The organism is Pseudoalteromonas rubra (genome assembly GCF_005887095.1).
Taxonomy (GTDB): domain Bacteria; phylum Pseudomonadota; class Gammaproteobacteria; order Enterobacterales; family Alteromonadaceae; genus Pseudoalteromonas; species Pseudoalteromonas rubra_E.
The window spans coordinates 1-5,771 of record NZ_PNCI01000038.1 but is presented as its reverse complement, the minus strand read 5'-3'; the positions used below and the strand labels follow the sequence as shown (position 1 = coordinate 5,771).

Genomic DNA, 5,771 nt, shown 5'->3' with positions numbered 1-5,771 from the left:
TGGATTTGATCAACAAGGCCGCTCTCTACTTGAGCTTTTAGCAAAAGCTGAAATTAGAGTAATGATTACTAATGCTATAACTTTAACTTTTTGCATTGAAGTTTCCTTGTTTCCCCCAGCATTGTGACCAGGCATATAACCACCATGTTTGTAAGCCTTTCAGTTTGGCATGCCCTTATAAAAGCACCGTTCGACTGGATGTCTCTGGTTTAATCTGTCTGGTTTAATCTGGCTATTCAAGGTGTTGAGTAATGATTTGCACGTTTCAAGCTTTGTAAGTCGTCAAAACGTACTCCATAACGTACTCCATGTAGTGCCATAATGGGCCGTATTTTTTTGCTTATTAATTGCCGAATATAAAAGGGCTGATTCGGCACAAAGTGATGAATTGTGTGTGTACGGCCAAAATCAAAACAAAAGAGTTGAAATGGTAAGAACCAGCGACTGGTGATCACATGCGTTTGCTCTAGCAGATTGCCCACTCCACCATAATAATGCATTGAAGATGTGATCAAGTTGAGAGACGTCGAGCGGACAATATTTGGCACAATCAAAACCACCATCAGGAATTGTGCAACCGCCAGTAGCACGACTCCCCACTTAGGTAGTTCAAATGGATGAAAAAGTTGCAGCACATGGAAAGCGATTACACCGTATAAAATCGCAAAGTAAGCCGTCGCAATGGGAAAACCAGCATTGAAGACCTGAAAAAACCTGAAGTCGCGAATTTCCCTACTAAAGCGCTTTGAATTAATCAATAAGCCTAGCAGACCGTCGATGATGACGACCGCTCTTAAAAAAGGAGATTTAATACCATTACCCACTAAGCGCTCTTCCAGGTCTTGTGGGGTGCCAGACACTTTGTGATGGTGCAAATGAATTCTTCTGCGATACCAGGGGTTCACGGTGTTTGGTCGCATCAACCACACGACTAGCATCATAAAGTTATGTATAAGCGGACGTTTACTAAAATACAGCTTGTGGATCAGGTCATGCTCAAGTTCATGTGTAATGGAAGTAATAAAGGCTACCAAGAGAATGCACAACCACGCGGGAATAGCGGCAAAATAATAAAGCGTGGCAACCCCAATGAAAGAACATAATGACAACAGCAGAATAACCATAGCTATGCCATTTTGCTTTTCAAGTATAGGATAACGCGCTCTGAGCGATTTCTCTTCGGCTTTAATCGCTGTCACAATCGCTGCTATGTTTTGTTTCGCGGTTAACTTTGACATAGATAGTTTTTGCTAACTTATTGATACCAAAATCATACCTCAGATTGCAAACTTTGGGGATATCTATGCACAAGGTCCGCCCTGGCTGTCACTCATATCAAAAACAGCGAGTTCCGAGTGTCAGTGCATTTATAGCAAACAGAAACCCGCTCTATTGCTCACTGTCCATCTCGTATTGCTTTAATATGGTCAACATACTTGCTGGAATTGGCGATTTTTGCCCTGTTTTCATATTAAACATCACCACATTCGCATATCCTGTTGTGCATATCGCCTGCTGTGACTCACTAAACGCCTCGTAACGCATGGTGAAGCGGTCTTCTTTGATATCAGTGATATATGAGCCAATATACAAAGTATCTGGAAAAGTCACCGGTCGCTTATATTGCGCATACGTATCACGCAGTACCGGGCTGTGGGTGGGTTCTGATAAGACAGAAAGTAGCCCTGTTTGTTTTAAAAAATCAATTCGCGCGGTTTCGAAGTAACGAAAGTAAGACACATTATTCACGTGCCCCAAAGCATCCATTTCACCCCACACCACATTTATTTTGGTATTAATTGCAAATTTCTCGAAAAATTCCTGCATGATGTTGCCTTGAATTATGATTATTTGCTTTGAGGGTAACAACTCATCGTACCAGTAACAAGCGCTATGCGATATTTCTGCTGTCCAACTCAATAAGCGCAACTAAGCCAGCTTTTCAAAGGGAACTTTTTCAATCTGAACACAGTTCAGTGGTGAACCAAAGAACCCAAATAAGGAACAACTAAGACTGGGTGTCTTTCAAAACCCTTTCGAAGTGACGCAGAAAAACCCAAATTTGGAACAGTTAAAGCTGGATGTCTTTCAAAACCGTTTCAAAACCTGTCTTTTTCAAAACTTTTATAACACTGCAGGCTTGTTGAATATGACCATACATTACTTCCTGATGTGAAACTTTTTAACTTACATGGATTCAAATCACCACACCAAAGCCCGCAACACCATTAACACAAAAAACAAAACAAATAAACACAAAATTAACCAAATTATTTATTTCAAACAAACTAAAGGTGCAATTAATGCAACTTTAAGACATATTTGCACAAACAGCTGAAATAAAAATACAACACCTAACACAATGAAGTGATTAATAAAAGGCGGCTGAATCATTCTATTTAAAGATCAATCAAACCACCCGAAAACAAAACAAGAATACCATATTCCAAAACAATCTTTGACAAGTTGACATTTTTTCAATTGCCCGACTTGTTGCTCTCGTTACACTGCTCTGTAGAGTGACTTATATAACTTATTGATGTACTTCGGTTATTCACTTGCCCAGTTAATAATAACAATAAACCATCAAGGGACCCTTATGACTTACACTTTATCGCCAGTGCATCTTGCCATCACTACTGCCCTAGTTATGATGTCAACCCCTGGTTTCTCTGCTGAAAAAATAAATAAATCAGATAACAAAAACGAAGACAATGAGATTGAAATTGTTGCGGTAACAGGTTCTCGGTTGATCCGGCCCGAACTCACTTCTTCTTTACCAATCACAACAGTAACAAGCGAAGACATCGCGCTAAGCGGGTTAACTTCCATTACCGATATTTTCACACGTTTACCAGCCATGAATGGCCACCAGGTTTCTATTGATGAAAACTTTGGAGCCGATGCAAGAAATAATGATGGTCGACAAAAAATTCAATTGCGCGGTTTAGGGTATGCTCGAACCTTAAACTTGCTTGATGGCGTCAGAATGGCGGCTGATACCGATGGGTCGGTGGACATTTCAATCATCCCCACAACCATGCTAAAACGGGTGGATATTAAAAAAGGGTCAGCATCTGCAATTTATGGCTCGGATGCCATTGCGGGGGTAGTTAACTACCAGTTACTTAAAGACTTTGAGGGTATCAAGCTGAATGTCTCGACAGGGATCAGCGAATACAATGATGCCCCAACTCACACTTTTAGCTTTGTCGGCGGCACCAGCTTTAACGAAGGTGGAGTTACATTAGGAATTGAAGCTAAGAAAATAGGTACATACAACAGAGGCTCGCGAAGTTTCTACTACCCCGATAGAAGCTCACACAAAGTTGATGGCATTTTTGAAGGTACCAACTGGCTGAGTATTTATGGGCCCGATGGCAATGCGACTTATGCAGATTGCGATGCAGACACCGCCACAGCAACCTACTATATGATGCACAGAAATAATGGCACAAATGGCAGTAGCTTAGATGACTTTTCCCCGTTCTCTGCAACTTATCGTGGACAAGTCGGGCAAGCCTGCTGGGAATTAGAAGAAATAGCGCAAGAAGAAGCCGAGAAGAAATATAAAGAAGCCCATGGCTATAACTTTCAAAGTGAAACGCTAGACGCATCCGAAAGAACCGAATACAGCTTACTCTTAAACACATATTACAATTTTACAGATACACTTGAAGGTACCGCTCAATTACTTTACGCCGACAAAGAAAACTACGCACAAGAGGCTGCTGCGGTAGTCTCTGGCCTGTTCGTAAGTAAAGATAATGAATATAATCCGTTCGGCCGCGATGTACGTTTGAACCGTCGTTTGACCAACCTCAATAAACGAAACACAACAACAGTTACAACGCCTTTTCATGTGCGCCTTGGGCTAAATGGCGAACTATCTGAAAATTGGACTTGGTCCACAGATCTTGTACATAGCCGTTATGAAGCAAAAACAACTTATCCTGAAGCACTGAATAGAACTTTGTTACAAGATAGCCTGAGTGGCCCTGAGGTTTGCCTTGTTGAAAATAATTGCTCACCACTCAACCCTTTTGTCGACCTTGAGCAACTTAACGGCGATTTGCTAGATGCAATTATGGTTGATGGTATTTGGAGTAAACACAAGGCCACAACGAACACCTTCAATCTAAGTGCGGTAGGAGACGTTTTCAACTTACCTGCAGGGACTATTCAAATGGCAGTAGGAGTCGAATACCGCACAGAAGAAGCCAGCAATCAATTCGATGATGTAAGAGGAAAGTATAAATTAGTCGGTAACCTGAGTCAGGAAGACAGCAATGTTCCGCCAAAACGTAAAATCAAAGAAGCATACATCGAAACCAGCATTCCAATCGCTGAAGATGCTTATTTGGCGAAACATTTAAGTGTTGAGCTAGCGGTTCGCTACTCCAATTATAGTGATTCGGGTTCATCAAGTACGCCCTCTGTTAATATTTACTGGAAGCCATTAGCACAACTCATGGTTCGAGCTAATTACTCTGAAGGTTTTCGGGCACCGACTTTATTTGATTTATATCGTGGCAAAGAAGTATTCACTGATCGTTGGTACTCCAACTCTTCCGACCCATGTAGTAACACGGGCTGGGAGCAGCTGGCATTGTGTAAAAGCTTTGGTGCAAAAGTGGCTGAAGCAGAGCCCTACCAGTGGTCATTTGAAATGGGCGGCAATGAGAACCTTAGCCCAGAAACGTCTACATCACGTAACTTAGGCTTCGTATGGACCCCTGAATACCTTCAAGGTTTTACTGCCACATTAGATTTTTGGAAAGTAGACATTGAAAATGCGCCAGAGCGTTTAACCAGGGTAATGCTGCGTGAAAATGCGCGCACCAATGGAGAGTTATTTGCCGATCTAATTCAACGAAACCCAACAACTCATGTACTTGAACACTATAAGAGCATCGTCATTAATATCGGTAAAACGAGATCCCAAGGCTATGATCTAGATTTAAACTACACTTTTCCTGATACACAAATAGGCCGCTTTCAAATAACCTACTCATTGGCTGAAATCACTCAAGGTGATAACCAGTACTTAGGTGATGACGAATGGACGCCCTATATTGGTCGATACAATAATTTAGAGACAAAGCAATCATTTGGCATATTTTGGAATAAAGGAAACTGGAATTCTTCTTTCACCATGGCGTACGGTAGTAAAGCATTTAATTCAGATGAAGACGATATTCTTGATTTAACAAACGTGCCAGAAAAAGACAAATACAGAACAGCCAGAGACTTTGCTCTGGACTGGTCGCCGTCTTACGACTTGAAAACGCTAACGGTTGGCTATGACGCACAGCAATATGGTCGATTTAATCTCACTGTACAAAATCCATTTGGTGAAAAACCACCATTTTTGGATGTCGCACGAGGCTATGATCGCGGGCCAAACCCGAGAGGTCGCTACTACACTTTATCGTGGTTCAAAGAGTTTTGATCTCCCTTTTCATCTTTGATTTCTATTCTCACTAAGTTCCAGGAAGTTAGAACGTAAACAAGGCATGGATGCCTTCGCACCAATTCAGACACGCAAGCTGCCTCTTTAGCTTGACGCTAATCTCACCATTTATCATAACAGGCAAGTGACGGGGGTTATACGTTATCTCCTTAAGCGTGTAGTCACTATACCTAGCGCTTAACATTCTAAGGTACTGGCTTATTGCCGCCCTTTCGGGCAGGCTCGATTATTACTGAAAGCCGTTCAACATTCCAAGTGATGCTATGTTCTAAATAACAGTGGGTGATTGAGATGGACG

General features: G+C 41.7%; 3 protein-coding genes. 1 reads left to right on the top strand and 2 read right to left on the bottom strand.

Translation table 11 applies throughout. The features are described 5' to 3' along the window. Positions 1 to 236 precede the first annotated feature (236 nt). Together CWB99_RS16535 and CWB99_RS16530 are read right to left on the bottom strand one after the other, a co-directional pair. Positions 237 to 1,238, bottom strand: coding sequence for a fatty acid desaturase (locus CWB99_RS16535; RefSeq protein WP_138553630.1), 1,002 nt, complete (start codon positions 1,236 to 1,238; stop codon positions 237 to 239). A 151-nt stretch (positions 1,239 to 1,389) separates the two neighbouring features. Continuing rightward, positions 1,390 to 1,827 carry an acyl-CoA thioesterase gene (locus tag CWB99_RS16530; protein ID WP_138553631.1) on the bottom strand — a complete coding sequence of 146 codons (438 nt, stop codon included), beginning with the start codon at positions 1,825 to 1,827 and terminating at the stop codon, positions 1,390 to 1,392. A gap of 772 nt (positions 1,828 to 2,599) precedes the next feature. Between CWB99_RS16530 and CWB99_RS16525 the strand changes: the two genes are divergently transcribed. Continuing rightward, entirely contained in the window at positions 2,600 to 5,452 is a 2,853-nt protein-coding gene (locus CWB99_RS16525) for a TonB-dependent receptor plug domain-containing protein (protein WP_171045370.1), read from the top strand. Positions 5,453 to 5,771: the final 319 nt, after the last annotated feature.

Coding starts and splice junctions, on each gene's coding strand:
- CWB99_RS16535 (WP_138553630.1), bottom strand. CDS start 1,238: ATGTCAAAGTTAACCGCGAAACAAAACATAGCAGCGATTGTGACAGCG.
- CWB99_RS16530 (WP_138553631.1), bottom strand. CDS start 1,827: ATGCAGGAATTTTTCGAGAAATTTGCAATTAATACCAAAATAAATGTG.
- CWB99_RS16525 (WP_171045370.1), top strand. CDS start 2,600: ATGACTTACACTTTATCGCCAGTGCATCTTGCCATCACTACTGCCCTA.